Source organism: Ureibacillus endophyticus, from assembly GCF_024159215.1.
In the GTDB taxonomy this organism is placed as follows: Bacteria; Bacillota; Bacilli; order Bacillales_A; family Planococcaceae; genus Ureibacillus; species Ureibacillus endophyticus.
In genome coordinates this window covers 2,415,400-2,437,594 of record NZ_JAMYWW010000001.1, presented here as the reverse complement: position 1 = coordinate 2,437,594, position 22,195 = coordinate 2,415,400, and the positions used below count along the sequence as shown (strand labels likewise).

The window sequence follows — 22,195 nt, the reverse complement described above, 5'->3', positions numbered from 1 at the left end:
CTAATTCCTACCGATAATTACTTTAGGTGGATAATTTCTCATATTTCTACTAATCTATTAGGAGGTTTATCATTTGGCAAAAAAGTCATTATACATACTAGCGCTACTCTTTAGTTTGATAATTGCTACTCTTCCTTACACACAAAAGGTTGAAGCAGCAACCACAACATTTAAAGGAACATTTGTTAAGGTGACATATGATGAAAAGGAACTAAAGAACGGTACCATTGAAAAAAAACTAAGTAAAATTACGCTGAAAAATAGCGCAGGTAAAACGACAACCTTAAATATAGACGATCGTACTTATTTATACATTAATAACACCGTAACAAAGATTGAAGGCTTCAAGAAAGGTATGAAAGTTGAAGCGAAAGTAAATTTAAGAAAAGTTACCGAATTGCGCGGAACTTCCGAAGTTGAAGAGGGAGAAATTATTCCAAAGAGTAAACAAAAGTCAGGTATTGTGACAAAGATAGACCCGAATGGCATGTTCATTGTTGTGAAACTTGATCAAGGTAGTGAGACAACTTTCTACGTAAATAAGAATACGGATTTCTTGAAAGGAAATGATTCTGTTGATCTAAGTACTCTTTACGAAGGAGACCGAGTACATTTAAAATTTTCAACTGCTACAACATCAGTTTTAGCAGAAGTGGAAATTGTTACAATAGGAATAGTTATCAAAAATTTATACAAAGCAGAATTCCAATCAGTGAATACTGCTTCTAATAAGATGACAGTTAAAAATGCACAACCTTTTGTAAACTGGTTATTTGGCACACGAAATAGTACTAGCCTGAGTACATTTGAATTTGCAAAAAACACACCAATTTATGCAGGGAATAAAAAAATTACAAAAAATGACTTAAAAAACTATCGTACGAGCGATGTTTATTTTGTAACAATCGAGCAATTTGGAAAAGAAATAGTACAAAAAATTATGGTATTAGAAAACTATGAGCGTACGTATTACGAGCCAATGACGGCTGTAAATATATCATCGAAGTTTATCCGTCTAAAAGATGCAGGAAAAATCAATTTCCACGAAGGAACTATTCTTGTACGTCATGGTCGTTTAATTGAGCCATCAACTCTTGTTGCATACGGTACAGCTTTTGTAGTAACAGATGGATTAACGAAGAGCAATTATGCTCAAGTCATTAACATTACAAATGATGGATTTATGGCACCAAACTTAAATACGCATAATCTATACTTTGGTCAATTATCAGAGGTTTCAGGATACGATGTGAAATTAACTAACTTGTATCAATTACAAAATCATATTTGGACATCAATGAAATCAACAGAATTCTCATTTAGTAATAGTACTCACGCAGAAGAAAACTATGGTGGTGCTACGATAAGAGTTATTCCGAATATGGATTTAAAATGGAAGATTTCAGACTATGGCTACTTCTACGTAAAAGATGGACATATTCAAGCAATTCACTTTATTACCTCTAAAGAATGGGTTGGACAAGTTGTTTCATCTGGACGAGTACAAAGTGTAGATACAATGACTGATAATGAAAAAGTTACATTGAAAAATGTAAGTCGCTGGATGGATAATTCATGGACTGAAATGGGCTCAATGCCAAATGTAAGTATTAACAAAGCATTAATTATTCGAGATGGCAAAGTCATTGAACCAAAAGATATTAGGGTTAATGACAGAGCAGTATTGATTACTACAAACACAATTAATGGCCATGTTCTTCTATTAAACGAAGAATAAGTTTTGAGGGCATGTGGAGAACTAAATAACCTTCACATGCTCTTTCTATAAAGGAAGGGAAGTTACTCATGGGAAAGAAAATATCATTAATAACACTCATTGCTATTTTGATGCTATCGATTATTAGTGTGCCTAATTTTGCACAAGCCAAGGCATTAGATGTTAACGGCGGTATTCAAAACGAGTATACATACGAAGAACTTGTGTTTATTACTGGTAAACCAATTAAATTTACAGGAACTAGTAAAAACATAAAAATTAGTGAAAAAATTAATGAAAAGAAAGGCGAGTTAACAGAAAGCTTCAATTTAACCCTAACAGGTCAGAATGGTGAGAAATTAACACGTAACTACACATATATATCAAAGGTTACGAATTATGATCAAATTGGCCAAAGCACCGCAAATGGGGAAGTTGTCTCAAAAAGTGCAAAAGAAACAATCCAAGTTGGAGATGTAAAGTACGAATTATCAGATTATCAATTTACAAAAGGTGCAGTAACAGATAAGCGACCAGCTTCAGACTATTATTCAGGAAATGCTTTAGCAAGAAAAACATATACAACAAAAGGTGATACAAAAAAAGGGATAAAAGCACAAACGATTACAGTTGAAATAGATAATCAAAACGTTGGTTATGAAAACTTCTGGGGTGCAACAGATACACAAATCACTGAGTACCAAATTACTTTTGATAATGGGGCTGTCGGTTATGTGAAAAACCGTGTATCCTCAACAAAATCCCGTGTTTTAAACTATGAAAAAAATCCAGCCTCATTAGGTAGTTTTTATGGTGGATATTCTGTTATTAGTAATGCTAACTCTATCTCTGAATATACTTATGATCTTCCGAACTACGGAAAAGGGAAGATTGATTTAAATACTGAACATGCACCTAGAGTAGAACGACTAATTGTTCCAAAATTTCGCGATCTTTCTTCTCACTGGGCAAAGGATGAAATCGAAAAGCTTTATTCATTAGGGATTTTAGATGAGCAATCGAATTTCTTTTCGCCAAATGCAAAGATGCAACGTTATGATTTTGCTATTGCAATTGGTAAAGCAGTAGATTTACGAGTATTGGAAGATGATAAAAAGAAAAAGAAGACACAAACAGCAAGTATTTTTAAAGATGTGAAGCGAACAGCAAAAGACTATAATTATCTAGTTTCTGCTGTTGATAAAGGAATAATTACAGGCACGACAAAAACAACTTTTGATCCAGAAGGGTATTTGACTCGTCAACAGGCAGCGGCAATTTTAGTTCGAGCACTTGGGTTAGAAACAAAGGCACCAGATCCAAGTTATAAAACGAATTATAGAGATGATGCTCAAATTTATGATTATGCTCGTGATGCTGTTTATGTAGCGACGGAATTAGGATTAATGACAGGGGATACTACAACAGGAAGATTCAATCCGAAACAACAATTAACTCGTGCTCAAGCAGCCGCAATTATTGTGAGATTCCTAGAATATTTAGAAAATGACTTACAGCAAAATTATCGTGATGACATACTCTTCTTCGACTAAGGGGTGATGGGTAGATGAAAAAACTTTTCGTTATATTAATATGTGCGATTCTGACATTTTCAAGTTTTTCTCCGATTGTTACAGAAGCGGCACAATTGAATGATGTAAAAACGACTGACTCAAAATATAAAGCTATTAATTGGGCAGTAGATAATAAGATAATTCCAACAGTTTCAGGGAATAAGTTTTCACCAAATTCTTATGTAACGGAATATCAATTATTACGTGCTATTGCAAAGCTAGATCCTAATTATTATTCGAGTTCATATTCAGAGAATGACGTTTACTCCTTTTACAGCGATTTAAACTTGCCTTTAAAATGGGACGGAAATGTTACACGTGGACAGTTTGCTAAAATAGTGGCAGCGTTAAATGGAATGGATTTATCATTTGTTGAAGCAGTGCAATATTTATATATGAACGAAATTACAACAGGAACGTCTGAGAAGAAAACTTACAATGACTATAAACCGTACAATAATCTAACACGCGGTGATTTAGCGGTATTTTTATATCGCATAGATAGTAACAACTTACTATCTTATGAAGGATTACAAAGAAGTGCAGCTGGACGGGACGATGACAAAATAACACTACCACCAAATTTTACGAACACTGGAACTGTGACATTAAAGCCTCCGTCAAATACAGGAGGAACTGCTACACAACCACCTAGTAGTGGGAATTCATCTACTAATACTGTTACACAAAGTGAAGCTGTGACGATTAAAGGAGATTCAGTAATTACTGCAAATGGCTATGAATCTTCATTAATTACAATTGAATTAAAGGATAAGTATGGAAATGAAATTCCATATGAAGAGACATTGACGTTTAAGGTGACTTCTAAGTTAAATACGGATTTAGGAAAAAGTCCAACTAGCCAACAAACAGGTTCAACATTCATTGTATCGGATGGTGGAGAAGTCAATTTTTATGTAGAAGGTAAGAGAAGTACGACGACATTAAGCGATACGATTACTTTAGAATTACAAAATAATAACAACTCCAAATACGATCATATTAGAAAAATTGAAATCCCAGTAACGTACGAACCAAGACCTGAAGTGCGTATTGAGTATGAATATTATGATCCGAAGCAGCCTGATTGGGATTGGGGAGATGTTAATAAAAACCCTATTATAGATGATCGGGGTAATCCAATTCTTCCAGTATTACCAAAGTTTTCTCAAGGATTAGTAAATATTATTTCGATTAACACTACAACAAAGACATTTACTGGAAGGGATATTCAACAGTATGTAGATTCTGCACAATATAATAACGCAGTTCTACAAATTAATGGGATTAATATACCTCAATGGTTATTTGAGCAAGTAATTAATAATTCTTATTGGTCTATTTCTGTATATTATTATACAAACTTTGAAGGATGGCCAGTTTATAATATTAATACAAGCTGGTTAGAAGACTATTATCCAGATAAAGATTTATCATTTAATTCAAAGGAAGTATTATATTTAATTAGTTTACTACCTAACAACGTTACACTAACTCACTATGATAGTGTTAAAGCTATAAAATCAATGTATGATTTTCTACTAGATACAGATAAAGCATATTTGTTATCACCACTTAGAACTTATAGGGAGCAAATTAATAAACTATTAGATGATGAAAGAATTGTTGATCAATTAAAAACCGAACAGGATAGAGCACAACCTCAAAATCCCAACACACCGGAAGTAGATACCAATAGAAAACCATATACAAAAATCACAATTTCAATGATTGAAAAGGGTGGATTTAAAGCTTCTTCATTCTCAGGAGATGCTGTTGTTGAATTTAATGGAATTACCAAAACAGTTAGATTTAGTAATGGTACTGCTACATTAGAATCAGACTCTAACCTTAATTATGGAGAATCAAAAGTTTCCGTTCAGATTCCAAGTTCTTCTGTTCCTAATAGTAGCCATAAAACTAATTTCGCTAACCTTTTAGATACGCCAATTACTAAAACTGTCTTTACAAACCCTGTTTTCAATGATAAACGATGCGAACGAGATGTCGAAGTTGGGTTTGTTGTCGATCAATCCGGTTCGATGTTAAAAGTTGACCCTGAAAACTATGTTGGTGCTAAAACAAAACAACTCATTAAACATTTAAATGAAGAGTATAATGTTGCGGTACGTTTTAATACTTCAGGGACATTAGAAGACAAAGGCAATGCACCTACTGTAACTGATGAAAATCCGCCAATTTATCAAGATAAGACAATTCAGGGTGGAACAAATATTGCAAAAGGTTTAGAAAAAACTTATAGTAATTTCTCAAGTGATAATCTCCCAAGATACGTTCTATTATTATCAGACGGAAAATCTTCACCAAGTCAAATTAATCAAATTATTAAAGATGCCAAAGATAAAAATGTTACGATTCACACTGTATTAGTGGGTAAACAGAGTAAAAGCAGTATTGCATTAATGCAACAAATTTCAAATGGTACGGGTGGTCAATTCTTCTATATAGAAGATGTTTTAGATTTACATGGTATATACCAGAAAATCATTGATGCTATACTTTGTGGCACAACTGTTTCTACAGATGTTTGTCCTATAGATAATGTATTTGATGAGGCAGAAGCGAGATTACGTTATCCTGATTTTATGATGCATGCAACAACAAACCCAGTTTGTAGCAATATTGATAAAGTATCTGTTCGATTCTCATCACAACATGGTCAGTATCAATACGATTTAATTGAACGAGGACAAGGTGTATTTCGGGCAAACTATCCAGCTGAGATGCATCGAACATACTATTTAAATTTAGATGTTGAATTTTTAGCCTTTGATAAGAACGGTAATATAATAGGTAAAAAAACTGTTAGAGTAGATCAATTATAGTTATTATTAAATTTAGGTGACTGGAAAGTCGATGAAATAGACTTTTCCAGTCACCTTTTTATGTTTTCCTCATATAAAACATTGTTTACTTTGACTGGATAAAATATCTACTATTAAGAAAAACTAAATATCAATAAGTAGTTTATTTCTGTCGCATTATGTATTACAATATAAATATGTATATGAAATACTTCTTTAAATTCGACATCTGAGTGAATTTCATTGAAAGTACTATAGATATTTGTTAGACTTACTTTAGAATTATTCTAATTTGTAAATGTCGTCATAACTTATTCATAATTAAAGTTTGGTTTATGCAATCTTTGTGTTAGAATAGAATTTATGAAAAAGAACGTGTGAGGTGTAAAGTTCATGCATACACTTGTAGTAGGCTTGAATTATAAAACTGCGCCAGTCGAAATTCGAGAAAAATTGTCGTTTATTGAAAGCGAATTACCGGATGCAATGGCAGCGTTGAAAAAAGAAAAAAGTATATTAGAAGACGTCATTGTATCAACTTGTAATCGAACTGAAATATATGCTGTTGTCGATCAGTTAAATACAGGTCGCTACTATATTAAACAATTCTTATCTAAATGGTTTAATATTCCAGTTGATCAATTTGATACACATCTTTATATCCGTGAAGATGACGACTCTCTTCATCATTTGTTCCGTGTGACAGCGGGAATTGATTCAATGGTATTAGGTGAAACTCAAATTCTTGGACAAGTTAAGAAAAGCTTTTTAGAAGCTCAAGAAGTAGGGACAACTGGTACTATTTATAACCAATTATTTAAGCAAGCAGTTACGTTTGCAAAACGTGCACATAGTGAAACAACTATCAATGAAAACGCAGTATCTGTTTCATATGCCGCAGTAGAATTAGCGAAAAAAATCTTTGGTTCCTTAAAACATAAACATGTAGTAATTTTGGGTGCTGGTAAGATGGGGGAACTTGCGATTCAAAACTTATACGGGAATGGTGTTGGTAAAGTAACCGTTGTTAACCGTACTTTTGAAAAAGCAAAACACCTTGCATCTAAATTTGAAGGTAATGCAAAATCAATGCAAGAATTACAATGTGTACTACTTGAAGCTGATATTCTGATTAGTTCAACTGGTTCAACGGATTATGTAATTGATTGCGAATTAATGCAATTTGTAGAACGTTTGCGTAAAGGTAAGCCATTATTCATGGTTGATATTGCTGTTCCACGCGATTTAGATCCACGCATTGGTGATTTACCAAATGTTTTCTTATACGACATTGATGATTTACAAGGAATTGTAGAAGCAAACTTAGCTGAACGTGAGCAGGCTGCAAGACAAATTACTGATATGATTGGACAAGAAGTGGTACAATTCAAAGATTGGTTTGCCACTTTAGGCGTTGTCCCTGTTATCTCTGCGTTACGTAAAAAAGCAAATAAAATTCAGCAAGAAACAATGGTTAGTATTGAAAACAAAATGCCGAATTTAACTGAACGTGAACGTAAAATATTAAACAAACATACGAAATCGATTATTAACCAATTATTAAAGGAACCAATTTTACAAGCAAAAGAATTGGCAAACTCACCAAAGGCTAGCCAACAACTTCAATTGTTCCAACAAATATTTGGAATTGAAGAGGATGTACAAGAAGAGGTTCAACAACAAAACCGAGAAGTTGTACAAGCAGTAAGTTCACAAAAAGAGACAATTTTAAATCGAAAATTGTCATATTAAGGAGAAAGAATGTGAGGCGTTTTCGTATCTGTATGGTAAACTATAGATACGTAAACGCTTATTCTTTTGGGATTTTACATAAATTTTACTGAAATTCTAAATGTTTCGTATTACTGTAGTAAAAGTTGTTAAAGATAAAGAAGGGTTGCTACATGACACAAATAGTGATGGCTAGACTTTATGAAATAATGGTTGTCCTATATGCAATCGGGATTGTTTGTTATTTTATTGATTTTTTCTTTAAACAAGTAAAAGTACGACGGGTAGCCTTTTGGTTTGTTTCGGTCGTATGGATTTTACAAACTTCTTTCTTTTTGTTGAACATTTTGGTAACAAAGCGTTTTCCAATACTTTCACTATCTGAAGGTATATATTTTTATGCTTGGTTGTTAGTTACGATTTCTATTATTTTGCATTGTATTGTACGGGTCGATTTACCTGTATTTTTAATAAATGCTTTAGGTTTTATCTTTGTAACAATTCATTTGTTTGCTCCAAATCAAGTAAGAAATCCTTTAGTAGAATCTTTAGAATCAGAAATGCTGTTTATTCATATTTCATTTGCTATTTTATCCTATGCAGCGTTCACACTTTCCTTTGTTTTTTCATTGTTGTATTTAATCTTGTACAATATTTTGAAAAAGAAAAAGTTTCCCAAAATGTGGTCTCGATTACCAAGCTTACATCAAATGGGTCAATGGATGACGTATTCAATTGTCGTTGGGATACCAATTATCTTTATAAGCTTATTATTGGGTTTAGAGTGGGCTTATTTAAAATTAGAAGGGTTATCTATACTTGATACTAAAATCATTGGATCCTTTGTCATAATGGTTATTTATTTAATCGTTTTAGTTTTACATCGAAGTGGAAAATTAACAGGATTGAATTTTGCATGGGCTCAAATATATACATTTTTACTTGTAGTTATAAATTTCTTCTTAGGAAGCAAGCTTTCAAACTTCCACATTTGGTATTAGCAGAAAGGTAGGATTTACATTGCGAAAAATCATCGTAGGATCAAGAAAAAGTAAATTAGCATTAACACAAACAAATTGGTTTATTAATGAATTAAAAAATGCAGGTGCTCCTTTTGAATTCGAAGTAAAAGAAATCGTGACAAAAGGTGACCGTATTTTAGATGTTCAATTATCTAAAGTAGGTGGAAAAGGGTTATTTGTTAAAGAAATTGAACAAGCCCTTTACGATAAAGAAATTGATTTTGCTGTTCACTCAATGAAAGATATGCCTGCCATTTTGCCTGAAGGATTAGTAATTGGTTGTATTCCTCCACGCGAAGATGCTCGTGATGCATTTATCTCAAAAAATCATGTTAAATTTGCCGATCTTCCAAAAGGTGCTGTTGTTGGAACAAGCTCATTAAGACGTAGTGCGCAACTTTTACAGGCAAGACCTGACCTTGAGATTAAATGGATTCGCGGAAACGTTGATACTCGATTATCAAAATTAGAGAATGAAGATTATGATGCGATTATTTTAGCAGCAGCAGGTTTAAAACGTCTTGGTTGGAATGATGACGTTGTGACTGAATATCTAGATGTTGATATATGTTTACCAGCAGTAGCTCAAGGTACATTAGGAATTGAATGCCGAGCTGATGATGAAGAATTATTAGCAGCCCTTGCGAAAATTACAGATCAAACAACTTGGAACGAAGCCCATGCTGAGCGCGCATTTTTAGCTGCAATGGATGGTGGATGTCAAGTTCCTATTGCTGGATATGCTACGACAAATGGTGATGAAATTACATTAACAGGTTTAGTAGCTGCTCCTGATGCATCTATCATTTATAAAGAAACGATAAAAGGTAATAACCCTGAAGAATTAGGAAAAGAACTAGCGAAGATTTTAACAGAGCAAGGAGCCTTTGATCTCATTCAAAAAGTGAAGGCTGAAGAAAATGCATAATTTCCCTTTAAGAGGAATTACGGTTGTTGTAACAGGTACTAAAATAACAACTTCAATCCTTTCAAAAGTTCATTCATTAGGTGGAGAGGCACTTGCCTATCCACTTATTGATACGAAAGAAATTATAGAACCATATGATCATATTCAAATACAAATGGCAAGAAACCTAGATTGGCTTATTTTTACTAGTCAAAATGCTGTTAAAGTCTTTATTGATAAATTAAGGCGAAACAGCGTTAAACCAACTGAATTTAAAGGTAAAATTGCAGCTGTCGGTAAAAAAACAGCAGAATTAATTGAATATCATGGTTTTCAAGTAAATTTCATGCCTTCTGTATATAGTGCAGATGTATTTGTAAAAGAATTCCCTGCTATAGCTGGCAATAACCCTCGATGTTTGTTTGTGCGTGGGAAGAAAGCAAAAGATACTTTGAAAAAAGGGTTACCTTTTCGCATAAAAGAATGGAATGTATATGAAACAGTTGAAAACCTTGCAACAGTGGATCCACTAATTCACTTAATTCAAACTGTTGAAAGGCCAATAATTATTTTTGCAAGTCCGTCTGCTGTAGATGTTTATGCGAAACATATAGCGCCTGTAATTAAGGAACGAAATGTTAAATATGCAGCAATTGGTCATATTACGGAGGCTGCATTACATCGCAATGGCTTGGACGTTACATATAAACCAAAAACTTATACAATGGAATCTGTTATTGAAGAAATAGTAAAGAAAGAGGATGCGAATCAATGACAAATTTAAACTTTAAAAGACATCGCCGTTTACGCTCATCTGCTACAATGCGTTCAATGGTAAAAGAAACATATCTTCATAAAGAGGACTTAATTTACCCTATTTTCGTAGTGGAAGGGGAAAATATTAAGAACCCAGTAAAATCAATGCCTGGTGTTTTCCAATTCTCTTTAGATAAATTAGAGGAAGAAATTGATGAAGTTGTTTCATTAGGAATTCCATCTGTTATTTTATTCGGTATCCCTGCAGAAAAAGATGCTGTTGGAACAGGTGCTTTTCATGATCACGGGATTGTTCAAGAAGCAACTCGCTTAATTAAAGAGCGTCACCCTGAGTTACTTGTAATTGCAGATACTTGTCTTTGCGAATTTACAGATCATGGACATTGTGGAGTAGTTGAAGGTGAGAAGATTTTAAATGACCCTTCATTAGATATCTTGGCACGTACAGCAGTTTCTCAAGCAAAAGCTGGTGCTGATATTATTGCTCCTTCTAATATGATGGATGGTTTTGTTGCTGCAATTCGTGTTGCATTAGATGAAGCAGGTTTTGAAGATGTTCCAATTATGTCATATGCTGTAAAATATGCTTCTGGCTATTATGGTCCATTCCGTGAAGCTGCAGAAGGTGCTCCAAAATTTGGCGACCGTAAAACGTATCAAATGGACCCTGCTAACCGTTTAGAAGCATTCCGTGAAGCTGAATCTGATATTGAAGAAGGTGCAGATTTCTTAATCGTGAAACCAGCATTATCTTATTTAGATATTATTCGAGATGTCCGCAACAATTATCATTTACCGATTGTTGCTTATAACGTATCTGGTGAGTACGCGATGATTAAAGCAGCTGCACAAAATGGCTGGATTGAAGAAAAACCAGTAGTACTGGAAACTTTACTAGGTATGAAACGTGCAGGTGCAGATTTAATTTTAACTTACCATGCAAAAGATGTTGCTCGTTGGTTGGAGGGAAAATAATATGAATCGTTATGACAAGTCCATTCAAGCATTTTCAGAAAGTATTCACTTAATGCCAGGTGGGGTAAATAGCCCTGTTCGTGCATTTAAATCGGTAAATGCAGATCCAATTTTTATGGAGTCTGGCTCTGGTGCAATAATTAAAGATATTGATGGGAACGAATACATCGATTATGTATTAAGTTGGGGACCACTTATTTTAGGTCATTCTCATCCTGAAGTGGTAAAAGCAATCCAAGAACAAGCAGCAAAAGGTTCTTCTTTTGGGGCACCGACTCTATTAGAAACAAAATTAGCACAAATTATTATTGAACGTGTACCTTCTATTGAAATGGTTCGTTTCGTTTCATCTGGTACTGAAGCAACGATGGCCGCATTACGTTTAGCTCGTGGATACACTGGCCGTGATATCATTTTAAAATTTGAAGGTTCATATCATGGCCATGGAGATTCTTTATTAATTAAAGCTGGTTCTGGTGTTGCTACACTAGGTTTACCAGATAGCCCAGGAGTTCCAGCAGATATTGCGAAGAATACATTAACAGTTGCTTATAACGATTTAGAAGCTGTTCAAACGGTATTTGAGAAGTTAGGAGACAAAATCGCCGGTGTTATCGTAGAGCCAGTTGCAGGTAATATGGGAGTTGTTCCACCTAAGCCAGGTTTCTTAGAAGGATTAAGAAAGTTAACAGAAGACCACGGTGCATTATTAATCTTTGATGAAGTAATGACAGGTTTCCGTGTTGACTATCATTGTGCTCAAGGGTATTTCGGCATTAATCCTGACTTAACATGTTTAGGAAAGGTTGTTGGTGGAGGACTTCCAGTAGGTGCTTTTGCCGGTAAACGTGAAATTATGGAGCATATTGCACCAGCTGGACCAGTATACCAAGCAGGTACATTATCAGGAAATCCTCTTGCGATGACAGCAGGTATTGAAACATTATCTCGTCTAACGCCTGAAAGCTATGAGTATTTCAAAAAGTTAGGAGATCAATTAGAAGCTGGTATTCGTGAAGCTGCTACGAAATATAACATTCCACACACAGTAAATCGTGCAGGTTCAATGATTGGTTTATTCTTAACAAATGAAGAAGTAGTGGATTTTGAAACTGCGAAAACTTCTGATCTTGCGCTATTTGCAGAATACTTTAAATTGATGGCTGAAGAAGGGGTATATTTACCACCATCTCAATTTGAAGGATTATTCATTTCTACTGCACATACAGAAGAGCATATTGCAAAAACTGTAGATGCTTTCCATAAAGTGTTTGCAAAATTAGCTCGATAAGTAAAATATAAAAGGCAATCATGATTTTCAATTCATGATTGCCTTTATTTGTTTTGGATATTGTGTTTTCCAATCTGAGCCGCCTCCGCATTTCTAGTATCTAGCTCCGGCGTCTAGGCTCTCGCGACGCTTCGACTTCTCCTACGAAGGCAAAGAGCGCCTTCTAGTCGAAGTCTCCAGCGCGTGTCGAGCCTGAACGAGCCGCCTCCGCTTTTCTAGTTGTCTAGCTCCGAACGCTTGCTCCTCGACAACTTCAGAATCGTCTTCAAAGGCAAAAAGCGCCCTTTTGCCGATTCTTCCAGTTGTTGTCGGAGCAGTGCGAGCGTTCTCCGCTTTTCTATTGTCTAGCTTCGGCGGCTAGCTCCTCGGAAACTTCGACTTCCTCCTGCGTGTGTAAACACACTTGTCAGAAGCCTCCAGTTTCTATCGGAGCTAAACGAGCCGCCTCCGCTTTTCTAATGTCCAGCTGCGCGCGTTAGCCGTTCGGAAACTTCAACTTCTTCCTACGTGTGCTAGCACACTTGTCAGAAGTCTCCAGTTTCGTTCACGGCTGACCGAACGCGCTCCGCTTTTCTTGGTATACTTCAATTTTTTGCGCATATGGTAGATACGGGAGGGATATCATATGCAAAATATTAATTGGGATATGATGACACAATTTGTTTTTCCAGAAGAATTAGGCTTAGTCGAAGAAGTTATTTCGTGCAATATCATACCTCGTTGGCAACAAATTGAAACAGAAGATTCGATTCAACTTCATGGAATCTATCATATTACGGCAGTTGCTCGTTTTAACCCACATGAATTGCCACAATATAGTGAAGGCACGTTAATAGAAGAGTTAGAGTTTGATGGAAATAATGGCTATTTTGAATATGCATTGCCTTTAAATGTAGATTTACCCCGTGAGAAAGTTGCTCAAGATAACAAACCGGAATTAGCTGTAGATAACATTCAATTTTTAGTTTACGATGGTTGCAGTTGTACATTTAAATGGGAAGTAAACTGCGCCTTTGAAGAACCAGTACATGGGGCATTATTTAATCATGAACCGGTAAATGAACCTCCAATTATCGATTATCGAGCTGAGGAACCACAACAAGATATAACTCAGGAAATTCGTTTCGGTCATGATGCCATTTTCCCTGAAGAGCCAAACTTTGGCGATTTCCCAGTACTAGATGTAACAGAAACTATTCAGGATGGACAAACTTTTGAAGGAACTCCATCAAGTACTGAAGACTATTCACCGTCACAAGAAGTAGCCCCAGAACAAAATGTAGCACCAATTGATGATATTGCTCCAGTGCAAATGGAACCGATAAAAGAAGCAGTTCCACCACAACAAGAGGTACCTGTAAATGAAGTAGTTCCAAAAGAACAAGTGGAACCAATTCAAGAAGCAGTACCACTGCAACAAGAGGAATCTATAAATGAAGTAGCCCCAGTTCAAAATGTAGCCCCAGCAGTTCAACCAACTCCAGTGGATGAACAAACGATACAACCAGTTGAATTGCAAGAAGAAGCACCAAAAACAAAAAATACAGCAATCAAAGAAGTTCATCTAAATACGTTTGATGAGAGTGATAGTAATATTTTAGACCTTGCTACAGATGTTGTAGTTAACAGAGGTACAATCGTTCAAGATAGCGATGAAAACCAGGTTTATTCTCAAGTTGAAGAACCACAAAAGAAAGAGAAAATAATTCACTCCAATCAATATTTCCCAACAGATGCTGATGATTTTTATAATGATTTGAAAGAGTCCTATACGATTTTAAATATATCAAATAAAATCCGTAATGAATAAATAGCATAACCCAGCTAAAATTAATAGAAAAATAATGTCACCTGTCGTTGGTATGATGATTGTTCGTATTCCCTGAAAAACAGTAATTGGAATAATGATTTGTTTACAGAAAAATCTTGTTTTCCTTAGCCATGGTGGCAATAAATATGGATTATAGCCTCTACCTTGGAAGCCCTTTTTTTTCAATTTGTTCACACACCTTTCGGGATATTCGTTGTAACTTGAAAACAGTTGTTGTAATATTATACAATGTATACAGTAGCATTTTGGTTCCCTATCCTATGAATAGGGAAGCGATAAGGATTAAATTCCTTTTGCTCCGAGACAGCTGTGTTTCAAGTGAAAATGAATAGTTGATGCTATGAATAGGAAGAGTAAAATGATTCTTACATGCAAAAGAGAGGAAACGGTAGCTGAAAAGTTTCTGCATGTGCTCATTTGAAGGTAGCCTAGGAGCAGCTTTTGTGAACGTTAGTAGCAAAATGCCGGTAAAACCGTTACCCTAATAAGTGCCAAGTTTTCTTAAATACAACTTGATTATTTAAGTTAATTTGGAATAAAGGTGGTACCGCGAATTTTATATAAACTCCTTCGTCCTTTTTTGACGAATGGAGTTTTTTTATTTTCTAAGGAGGAAAACAATCATGACAGAACAACAAAACATTTCAATGCCAACGAAATACGATCCACAAAATATTGAAGCTGGTCGTTATGAATGGTGGCTACAAGGCAAGTATTTTGAAGCACAACCTGAAAGTGGAAAACAACCGTATTCAATCGTAATTCCACCGCCAAACGTTACAGGTAAATTACACTTAGGTCATGCTTGGGATACAACATTACAAGATATTATTATCCGTATGAAACGCATGCAAGGTTATGATGCGCTTTGGTTACCTGGTATGGACCACGCTGGTATCGCAACACAAGCAAAAGTAGAAGCAAAACTTCGTGAAGAGGGCGTTACTCGATATGACCTTGGTCGTGAGAAATTCCTAGAAAAAACTTGGGAATGGAAAGAAGAGTATGCAGGTCATATCCGTCAACAATGGGCTAAATTAGGGTTAGGTCTAGACTATACACGTGAACGTTTCACTCTTGATAAAGGTTTATCGGATGCAGTTAAAGAAGTATTCGTAAAATTATATGAAAAAGGGTTAATTTATCGTGGGGAACGTATCATTAACTGGGACCCTGCAGCAAAAACAGCATTATCTGATATCGAAGTAATCCATAAAGAAGTTGAAGGTGCATTCTACCATATGGAATACCCATTAGCAGATGGTTCAGGTAAACTACGTGTTGCAACTACACGTCCTGAAACAATGCTAGGTGACTCAGGGGTTGCCGTTCACCCTGAAGATGAACGTTATAAACACTTAATTGGTAAAACTGTCATTTTACCTATCGTAGGTCGTGAAATTCCAATCGTTGCAGATGAATATGTAGATATGGAATTCGGTACAGGTGTAGTAAAAATGACTCCTGCTCATGACCCTAACGACTTTGAAGTAGGTAATCGTCATAATTTAGAACGTATTTTAGTAATGAACGAAGACGGTACTATGAATGATTTAGCTGGCAAATATGCTGGTATGGATCGTTTTGAATGCCGTAAACAAATTGTAAAAGACTTACAAGAAGCTGGTGTACTTGTTGAAATCGAACCACATACTCATCAAGTAGGTCACTCTGAACGTTCAGGAGCGGTGGTTGAACCGTACCTTTCAGCACAATGGTTCGTTAAGATGGGACCTCTTGCAGAACAGGCACTAGCAATTCAAAAAAATGAAGACGAGAAAGTAAACTTCGTACCAAATCGTTTTGAAAATACGTACAATCGTTGGATGGAAAATATTCATGACTGGTGTATTTCACGTCAATTATGGTGGGGTCACCAAATCCCAGCTTGGTATCATAACGAAACAGGCGAAATTTATGTTGGGAAAGAAGCTCCAGAAGATAGCGAAAACTGGACACAAGATGAAGACGTTCTTGATACTTGGTTCTCATCAGCATTATGGCCATTTTCAACAATGGGCTGGCCAGATACTGAAAACGAAGAATTTAAACGTTACTACCCAACAAACACATTAGTAACGGGTTATGATATCATCTTCTTCTGGGTAAGCCGTATGATTTTCCAAGGTAAAGAATTTACTGGCGTACGTCCATTTAAAGATGTATTAATCCATGGTTTAGTTCGTGATGGTGAAGGCCGTAAAATGAGTAAATCTCTTGGTAACGGTGTAGACCCAATGGAAGTTATCGAACAATACGGAGCTGACTCCCTACGTTACTTCTTAGCTACTGGTTCGTCACCTGGTCAAGATTTACGTTATACAACTGAAAAAGTAGAGGCAGTATGGAATTTTGCGAATAAAATTTGGAATGCTTCACGTTTTGCATTAATGAATATGGAAGGTCTTAGATTTGAAGAAATCGATTTAACAGGTAATTTAAATGTTGCTGATAAATGGATTTTAACTCGATTAAATGAAACAATTGCACGTGTAACAGATCTTGCAGAACGTTATGAATTTGGTGAAGTTGGTCGCGAATTATATAACTTCATTTGGGATGATTTCTGTTCTTGGTATATTGAAATGGCGAAACTTCCTCTTTATGGTGAAGATGAAGCGGCTAAGAAAACAACACGTTCAGTATTAGCATATGTATTAGATCAAACAATGCGCCTATTACATCCATTCATGCCATTTATTACAGAGGAAATTTGGCAACACCTTCCACACGAAGGAGAATCAATTACAGTAGCTGCATGGCCAAAAGTGAAAGAAGAATTTAATTTTGCACAAGAAGCTACAAGTATGAAACTACTCATGGACATTATACGTTCAGTGCGTAACATTCGTGCAGAAGTAAACACACCAATGAGTAAAAAAGTTCCATTATACATTGCAGCTAAAGATCCAGAAACAGCAGGCATTTTAGATGACAATCGTGCTTACATTGAAAAATTCTGTAATCCAGAGAATTTAAATATTGGTGTAAACTTAGAAGCACCAGGCCAATCAATGTCAGCAGTTGTTACTGGAGCTGAATTATTCTTACCACTTGCTGGTTTAATTAACTTAGACGAGGAAATTGCGCGTCTTGAAAAAGAATTAGAAAAATGGGCAAAAGAAGTGAAATTAGTATCTGGTAAGCTTTCAAATGAAAAATTCGTTTCAAAAGCACCAGAAGCCCTTGTTGCTAAAGAACGTGAAAAATTAGCAGATTATCAAGAAAAGCATGAAGCAGTTGAAAAACGTTTAGCAGAGTTACGTAATATGTAATAAAATATGAGGAGAAGTAATTAGGTTCTAATTACTTCTCCTTTTTTAATATAAAATGCCCTCATATTAGGAGGTAAATTGATGGCAAGCAATCCATCGTTCGAAAATGAAATAAATCACTTATTTGTTTACGAACAAAAACAGTCTTTTTCCTTTTCAAAAAGTATGTATAAAGGTGAAAAGGAAATTTTAATTGTTGTGAAAGATACCCAAAATAAAAACAGAGCAAAGTTTTGGGCGAGAAAACTACATAAAATTTATAATGTTCATGTTTTAGCAGTAACGTTATTTAATTCTCAAAAAATCGATTCTTATATAAATAAAAACAATATTGCCTCGGTAATTGTAGTTGATATAGAAGCTACTAATAAGGGGATTGTTATTTCAACAGAAGATGATAGTTTGTACTCTTTTTTATCAGAATCACTATCAACCAATAATGAACAGCAAGTTAATTTGAATAAGGAAGATGTAAAAACGTTTAGGACAAGCCGTTTTACTTCTTTAATTAAAATTGGTCAGATAAAAAATTATCATCGATTTTTTGCCTTCTTTACTTCCTATATTCACTTACATCCTAAATTATCATTAGAACATAGGGAAAGTAAGATATATCGTGTGAGTGGGAAAAAAGTAGGGCAGAACATTCCTTTTAATCGAGTTGAGCTAAATCCTTCAGTATTGGAACAATTGAATTTACAAGAGAATGATTATGTTGTTATATATAATCCAATGAATAGCAAATTTGCCATAGGATGCATTAAAAGCTCAAAGAAATCGATGGCTGATGAAATTATTTTAAGTTTTTCAATTAAGAAAAAATTAGAACTACCATCTGCAATCGTGTTCCATCCTTTAAAGAAAATTATTAGTTCGAAAATCCAAATTCAGGCGGTAAAAAAGATTGCTGACGGCAGTATTACTGTATCTGATGATATTTTCCAAAAGGTTAATGAAATCGGTACATCACATTTTGAAATTGTAAATAGGGCAACTTCCGCATCTATCGATTTGGAGCGTTCCAAAATTATATTAGATAGTTCTTTAGATGCTGGAACAATCAGATTAAGTTACTTACAGCGGGAATTTTTAAATTTTGAACATCCACCTGATACACTATCTGATTATTATTACCAATTATTTAGTAGTACACCTGAACTAACTGATGAGCAATTGAACTTTTTAGCAGAACACTATAGTCATAATAAAGTACATAAGATTGATACATATGAGGAGAAAGTAAAGGCTAAGAAACTTCTTCAAAAAGTTGGATATAATCGAGCGGTGATTTATCCATTGCCTGAGAAGCGGAGAAGGAAGAAATTAAATCCGTTACAAAAACTGTTTTATTTTTACCTGCGATGGTCAATTCGTCCTTCTTCAGTAAAGTTGAAAGTAATTCGTCCATACAGTACAGATGAATCGAGTAATATTGTACGTGTGTCAAAAAGTGTGATGAGTTTATTGGGGATAGCTGAAAATGATTTAATTACTCTTCATTATCGTGGAAGAACAATAACTGTACCTGTACTTGAACTTGCATCTACTGAATTAATTAAAGAAACAAATATAATTTCAAATGAAAGTAGTATCAACATCTCCATAGGGATACCAGCACATTTAAGAGATAAGTTGGGGATTAAACAAATTGGTAAGATTTGTGATGTTGAAAGGGACCTCTTCTATTTATTTAGAAAAAGTGTGAACACACAGTTTTTGCCAGTCCTTGCTACGATTTTTACTATCACGCAGTTAAAGATTGATGATTGGTGGATAAAGGTTGCTATGATTATTATTATCGTTCCTTTATCTAGTTATCTAACATTATCAGCAGTGCGTGAGAAAATACCTAAACTTTAGGAGGAAAATATGGATCTCATTGAAGAAATAATGGGTTTGGAAAAAGCCTATATCAAAGAAGATTTCCCTGAATCATTTGAAATACTTAAAGGAGAGCTTCCTATTATTTTATCTAGCCCTCATAGTGTTACACATTTTCGAGAGGGCAAGATAAAACAAGGTGAATTCATGACAGGGGCATTAGTGAAGATCCTTCAAAAAAGGTTAAATTGTTTTGCCATTACGAAAACGAAAAATGATTTGACTGATCCGAATTACGATGGTTTTCATCCATATAAAGAAGTTATAAAAAAAGTGGTAACAGAGTTCAATCTTAAGTATTTATTTGATTTGCATATTATGTCTAGTAAACGACCGAGTGCGATTGAAATTGGAACCGGTAACGGAAAAAATGTTTTTAACAATCCCCAATATGCGGGCATTATTAAAGAATCGTTTGAAAGTCAAAATATAACACCAGTGATTATAGACGAGCTCTTTACTGGTGGTTATAAAAATACAGTTTCTTCAGAAGTCTCAAAGACAGTTGGAATCCCTTGCATTCAAATTGAAATAAATTGGAGATTACTTGATTTAGCTTCACCTAATCATCAAGTTCAAGGGGTAATAGATTCACTAACGAATAGTATTTTAAAAATTTTAAAAGATCAGTGAATCAAGAAGCTCATCAAAACCATTGGGAATGGAATTGATGAGCTTTCAATTTCTAAGATAGCATCTTTTTAATATATGAAATTAAGACTTGAGGTAAATTGACATCATATAGGTTATAGAATGATCGTGCACCAACAGGATCTTCTAATTCATTTAAGTAATAAACACCATCGCTTTTTATAAAATCAATACCAATATAGTCACTTTTAAGTTCGCGGGTAATTTTGTAAAGATAACTTTTTAAATTTTCTGGTATAAGAAAATGCTCAATTGTTCCCCCTAGTGTGTAGTTGGATTTAAAATTATCTGAACCAGTTCTTAATACTGAACCAAGTATTTGTTCACCAAGCATCCACACTCGAATATCTTGGTTATTCGATGGCATAAAAGGTTGAATGATTGATGAGTCCTTACCAAATTGGTTTATGTACTGATTTACTTCTTGTTCCGTCTTACAAAGTACAACTTCTTGTCCACCATGCCCGGATACAGATTTTACAACCACGGGATAAGTGATTTGTTCAGGTAATGCTTTCCAAGATGGGATGGAAGGAATGTTCAATTTTTTTGCAAATTGATAAGTATCCCATTTATTATTTGCTAACTTATTAACTAAATGATTATTAAAGGTTTTAATGTTTTGTTGTTCAAAATAAAGGGCTACTTTGTAATTTCGTGTACGGTTCCAAACAAAATCTATGTCGAAGTGGTGATGTAAATTATATTCGTGTTCAAATTTTAATATTAGTTCAATTTGTTGTGTACGTGCTTCAGCGATAAGTTCATCAATAAACGATTTGTTTTTCTTAGCATCTTGTTCAGAGTAAAATAACCATCCCACTGTCATAGTGCAAGCTTCCTTAATATATATTCTGTTAATTTTTCTCCAACATTTACACCTGTCACATTATAAATGTTTCGAATATGGGCAGCTGCATTAACCTCACATACAATAGGTTCTTCATTTTTCCCGAATAACAAGTCTACACCTGCATACTCTGCTCCTAATGCTTTCGCAGCTTGTTTGGCAATGTTAATTTGTTTTTCTGTAAGTTCGACACGCTCTGCAGTACCGCCATTTGTAATATTTGCGCGGAAATCTGTTTCAGAATGGCGATACATAGCAGCTACTACTTCTTCGCCAACTATGTTTACTCGTATATCTCGGCCTTTGCTTGATGCAATGAACTCTTGGAACACAAAGTCTACACCATTTAATTCCTCAACTTTTTCATAAAATTGTTCTTCTGTCTCAATTAAATATACTTTCATCCCAAAAGAGCCATGTCCTTCTTTAATAATCATTGGCAATTTTAGTTGTGCGATTACTTTTTCAAAATAACCGGTTTGTTTTATTGAGAAATTTTTATAAATTTTTGGAGCAATAATTGTTTTCGGAATTGGTATGTTAGCTTGGGATAATTTTAAGTATTGTTTTGCTTTATTATCACATGTTTCAATAATATCCGGGTCATTAAATACTGGTATACCTTGTTGTTTTAGAAATTGGCCTAATAAAACGTCCTTGTCGAGGAAAATGACAAAATCTGGTCGATCTTCTAAGTCAATTTGTAAATTCATCATTACATCACAGTTTTTTAATACAACAGGTTCCACATTATATTTTTTTACGGCTTCAGCCATTAAATTAGCTTGGTCAACAAATTTTTCTGATATAAGACTTCCATTATAAATAATCCAACAGTTTGTCATAAGAACCTCCTTGAGTATAGTTTAACACTCTAATAAGTATTTG

Annotated in this window: 16 protein-coding genes and 1 other annotated feature; of the genes, 13 read left to right on the top strand and 3 right to left on the bottom strand. The window is 34.6% G+C overall.

Annotated elements, in window-relative coordinates; genetic code table 11:
• The first annotated feature begins 73 nt into the window (after positions 1–73).
• From NKR20_RS11985 to NKR20_RS11940, 10 genes are all read left to right on the top strand, one after another.
• A complete protein-coding gene (locus NKR20_RS11985; RefSeq protein ID WP_253426932.1) occupies positions 74–1,738 on the top strand; it encodes a DUF5666 domain-containing protein in 1,665 nt (554 codons plus the stop codon).
• A 68-nt stretch (positions 1,739–1,806) separates the two neighbouring features.
• A complete protein-coding gene (locus tag NKR20_RS11980; protein WP_253426931.1) occupies positions 1,807–3,270 on the top strand; it encodes an S-layer homology domain-containing protein in 1,464 nt (487 codons plus the stop codon).
• A 14-nt stretch (positions 3,271–3,284) separates the two neighbouring features.
• Positions 3,285–6,137: a VWA domain-containing protein gene (locus NKR20_RS11975; protein ID WP_253426930.1), complete on the top strand. Its 2,853-nt coding sequence runs from the start codon at positions 3,285–3,287 to the stop codon at positions 6,135–6,137.
• A gap of 372 nt (positions 6,138–6,509) precedes the next feature.
• The gene (hemA, locus tag NKR20_RS11970) at positions 6,510–7,868 is read left to right on the top strand and encodes a glutamyl-tRNA reductase (RefSeq protein WP_253426929.1); all 1,359 of its coding nucleotides are present in this window, start codon (positions 6,510–6,512) and stop codon (positions 7,866–7,868) included.
• A 152-nt stretch (positions 7,869–8,020) separates the two neighbouring features.
• On the top strand, positions 8,021–8,848 hold the full coding sequence (gene ccsA, locus NKR20_RS11965; RefSeq protein WP_253426928.1) for a cytochrome c biogenesis protein CcsA: 828 nt from the start codon (positions 8,021–8,023) through the stop codon (positions 8,846–8,848).
• 19 nt (positions 8,849–8,867) lie between these two features.
• Positions 8,868–9,797 carry a hydroxymethylbilane synthase gene (gene hemC, locus NKR20_RS11960; protein ID WP_253426927.1) on the top strand — a complete coding sequence of 310 codons (930 nt, stop codon included), beginning with the start codon at positions 8,868–8,870 and terminating at the stop codon, positions 9,795–9,797.
• The gene (locus NKR20_RS11955) at positions 9,790–10,551 is read left to right on the top strand and encodes a uroporphyrinogen-III synthase (RefSeq protein WP_253426926.1); all 762 of its coding nucleotides are present in this window, start codon (positions 9,790–9,792) and stop codon (positions 10,549–10,551) included. The genes hemC and NKR20_RS11955 overlap by 8 nt, the downstream gene beginning before the upstream one ends.
• A complete protein-coding gene (hemB, locus tag NKR20_RS11950) occupies positions 10,548–11,528 on the top strand; it encodes a porphobilinogen synthase (protein WP_121212810.1) in 981 nt (326 codons plus the stop codon). Before NKR20_RS11955 ends, hemB begins: the two co-directional genes overlap by 4 nt.
• A gap of 1 nt (position 11,529) precedes the next feature.
• Complete coding sequence (gene hemL, locus NKR20_RS11945; protein WP_253426925.1) at positions 11,530–12,819, top strand: glutamate-1-semialdehyde 2,1-aminomutase; 1,290 nt, start codon at positions 11,530–11,532, stop codon at positions 12,817–12,819.
• A gap of 625 nt (positions 12,820–13,444) precedes the next feature.
• On the top strand, positions 13,445–14,629 hold the full coding sequence (locus tag NKR20_RS11940; protein ID WP_253426924.1) for a hypothetical protein: 1,185 nt from the start codon (positions 13,445–13,447) through the stop codon (positions 14,627–14,629).
• On the opposite strand, the gene NKR20_RS11935 is transcribed toward NKR20_RS11940, so the two are convergent.
• Positions 14,606–14,815, bottom strand: a complete 210-nt coding sequence (locus tag NKR20_RS11935) for a hypothetical protein (RefSeq protein ID WP_121212813.1) — start codon at positions 14,813–14,815, stop codon at positions 14,606–14,608. The genes NKR20_RS11940 and NKR20_RS11935 overlap by 24 nt on opposite strands.
• 166 nt (positions 14,816–14,981) lie before the next feature.
• Positions 14,982–15,231: a binding site (T-box leader), on the top strand.
• A 42-nt stretch (positions 15,232–15,273) separates the two neighbouring features.
• Here NKR20_RS11935 and NKR20_RS11930 point away from each other — a divergent pair.
• From NKR20_RS11930 to NKR20_RS11920, 3 genes are all read left to right on the top strand, one after another.
• Positions 15,274–17,925 (top strand): valine--tRNA ligase, encoded by a 2,652-nt coding sequence (locus NKR20_RS11930; RefSeq protein WP_253426923.1) that lies wholly within the window; start codon positions 15,274–15,276, stop codon positions 17,923–17,925.
• An 81-nt stretch (positions 17,926–18,006) separates the two neighbouring features.
• Entirely contained in the window at positions 18,007–19,785 is a 1,779-nt protein-coding gene (locus NKR20_RS11925) for a hypothetical protein (protein ID WP_253426922.1), read from the top strand.
• 9 nt (positions 19,786–19,794) lie between these two features.
• Positions 19,795–20,439, top strand: coding sequence for a hypothetical protein (locus tag NKR20_RS11920; protein ID WP_121212816.1), 645 nt, complete (start codon positions 19,795–19,797; stop codon positions 20,437–20,439).
• A 52-nt stretch (positions 20,440–20,491) separates the two neighbouring features.
• On the opposite strand, the gene NKR20_RS11915 is transcribed toward NKR20_RS11920, so the two are convergent.
• Both NKR20_RS11915 and NKR20_RS11910 read right to left on the bottom strand, forming a co-directional pair.
• Positions 20,492–21,286: an ATP-grasp domain-containing protein gene (locus NKR20_RS11915; RefSeq protein ID WP_121212817.1), complete on the bottom strand. Its 795-nt coding sequence runs from the start codon at positions 21,284–21,286 to the stop codon at positions 20,492–20,494.
• Positions 21,283–22,152: an ATP-grasp domain-containing protein gene (locus NKR20_RS11910; protein WP_121212818.1), complete on the bottom strand. Its 870-nt coding sequence runs from the start codon at positions 22,150–22,152 to the stop codon at positions 21,283–21,285. Before NKR20_RS11910 ends, NKR20_RS11915 begins: the two co-directional genes overlap by 4 nt.
• Positions 22,153–22,195: the final 43 nt, after the last annotated feature.